This window comes from Cellulomonas sp. (assembly GCF_017744555.1).
Lineage (GTDB): Bacteria > Actinomycetota > Actinomycetes > Actinomycetales > Cellulomonadaceae > Cellulomonas.
The window spans coordinates 1-2176 of the sequence record NZ_JAGIBD010000083.1 but is presented as its reverse complement, the minus strand read 5'-3'; the positions used below and the strand labels follow the sequence as shown (position 1 = coordinate 2176).

The window sequence follows — 2176 nt, the reverse complement described above, 5'->3', positions numbered from 1 at the left end:
GTGCCCGCCGGCTCGTGCTCACGCACGTCCCCGCGTGGAACGACCCGCGCGCGGCGCTCACCGAGGCGGCCACCGTCTACGCCGGGCCGACGTCCCTCGCGGCACCGGGCGCCACGTACACCCTCTGACGGGCGGCCCCGCTCGCCGTACCGCGTCGGTCACCCCGTCGACCGGGCCGCTCGCCGAGTGCGGCACTCCTCCCGCGAGTGCGGTACTCCTCCCGCGAGTGCGGTACGCGTCCCGCGAGCGCGAGCGCTGTGCTCCTCCCGCGAGCGCGGCACCCGTCCCGCGAGTGCCGTACTCCTCCTGCGAGTGCGGCACTCTTCCCGTGAGCGCGGCACTCTTCCCGTGAGCGCGGCACCCGTCCCGCGAGTGCGGTACTCCTCCTGCGAGTGCGGTACTCCTCCCGCGAGTGCGGTACGCGTTTCCCCCGCGCTGGGCGTACGAGTACCGCGCTCGACGAGGGGTGTGGACGACGGGCGACGCGGGTGCGCGCGGGCGTGGCACCGTGCGGCGCGTGGACGACCACCGTGAGCAGGAAGCAGCGGATCGACGACGCGCGGGCGCCGCGCCGCCGCCGGTGTCGCTCGCCGCGCACGTCGGAGCCCCCGACCGCCACGACGACCACCCGGCGCTCGTCCACGTCCACGGGCCGCGGGGGCGGCACGCCTCCGACCTCGTCCGACGCCGGCTGCGCGCGGGGGAGGTGGTCCGCGTGCGACGGGGCACCTACGTCGACGCGGCGGCGTGGGCCGTGCTGGACGACGAGGCCCGGCACCGCGCCCGTGTCCGGGCCGTCGTCGCCGCGGCGGCGGGGCCGGTCACGCTCTCGCACTGGTCGGCCGCCGCCGTCCTGGGGCTGCCCGCCGTCGGACGGCGGGACGACCGGGTGCACCTGGTGCGGCCCCCGGCAGAAGGAGGGCGGTCGCACCGCGACGTCGTCCGGCACACCGTCGCCGACGTCCCCACGGTGGTCCTGGTGGACGGGCTGCGGTGCACGGCACCGGCACGGACCGTCGTCGACCTGGCACGCCTGGCGGGAGCCGCTGCGGGGGTGGCCGCGGCGGACGCGGCCGTCCGGCTGGGTCTGACGACGACGGCCGAGCTCGCGGACGAGGTCGAGCGTGCGGCACGCGGGCGGGGCGTACGGGCCGCGCGCGTCGTCGCGGCGCTCGTCGACCCGCTGGCCGAGTCGCCCGGCGAGTCGCTGAGCCGGGTGCGGATGGCCGAGCTGGGAGCGCCCGCACCGGTGCTCCAGCACGAGGTCCACGACCGGCACGGGTTCGTCGGGCGGGTCGACTTCTGGTGGCCCGAGCACGGTGTGGTGGGCGAGTTCGACGGTCGCGTCAAGTACGCCGGCGCGTCGCACGACGTGCTCTGGCGCGAGAAGCTGCGCGAGGACCGGATCCGGGCGCTGGGCCTCGGCGTCGCACGGTGGACGTGGGCGGACGCGTGGGCGGGCCTGCCGATGCTCGCCCGGCTGCGCGCCGCCGGCGTGCGCTGACGAGGGCCGCGGCCGTCCCGGCGTGCGCCCGCACCGCGAACGAGGCCGGACACCTGCGTGACGCCCCGCGTGCGGGACGCGCCACGTGCGGGACGCGCCACGTGCGGGACGCGCCGCGTGGGGGACGCGCCACGTGCGGGACGCGGGCGCGCAGGCCACCAGGTGCTCGGGAACCTCGACGTCGGCTCGCCGGATCCGACGAGCAGCAGGTCGCCCGTGCACCACGAGCGCGGTACTGGTCCGTCGAGCGCGGCAGTCGTTCGTCCCGCGGTCGCGTGACGAGTACCGCACTCGGGGGAGGTGTGCTGCGCCCGCGGCGTGCGTCCCGCGCTCGCAGCGCGTGCGCGGGGCCCGTGCGGCGGGCGGTCGCCGGTCCGCCGGCGGGACGACGCCTCGATGCGCCGGCCGTTCGTCGAGTGCGGTACTCGTCCGTCGAGCGCGGTACTCGTTCGTGCCGCGCTCGCGTGACGAGTACCGCACTCGTGGGGTCCGCCCGCTCCGAGGGCGCGTGCCGCGCGGGGCGGGCGCGGCGTCGTCGCGGTGCCCGCCGGGTGAGGGAACGAGTTCGGAGGGTGTCGGGGTGCGCACGTAGGGTCGGGGGCATGGTGAGCGCAGAGAGTGCAGGCACGGCGGCGGCCGGGACGCGGGCCGACGGGCGACGGGTCGACGAGC

The 2176-nt window shown here is 77.8% G+C and carries 1 protein-coding gene; it reads left to right on the top strand.

The window, feature by feature from the left end; all coding sequences use genetic code 11:
- Positions 1-517: 517 nt before the first annotated feature.
- Positions 518-1504: a hypothetical protein gene (locus tag J7523_RS20130; RefSeq protein WP_291890538.1), complete on the top strand. Its 987-nt coding sequence runs from the start codon at positions 518-520 to the stop codon at positions 1502-1504.
- Positions 1505-2176 lie beyond the last annotated feature (672 nt).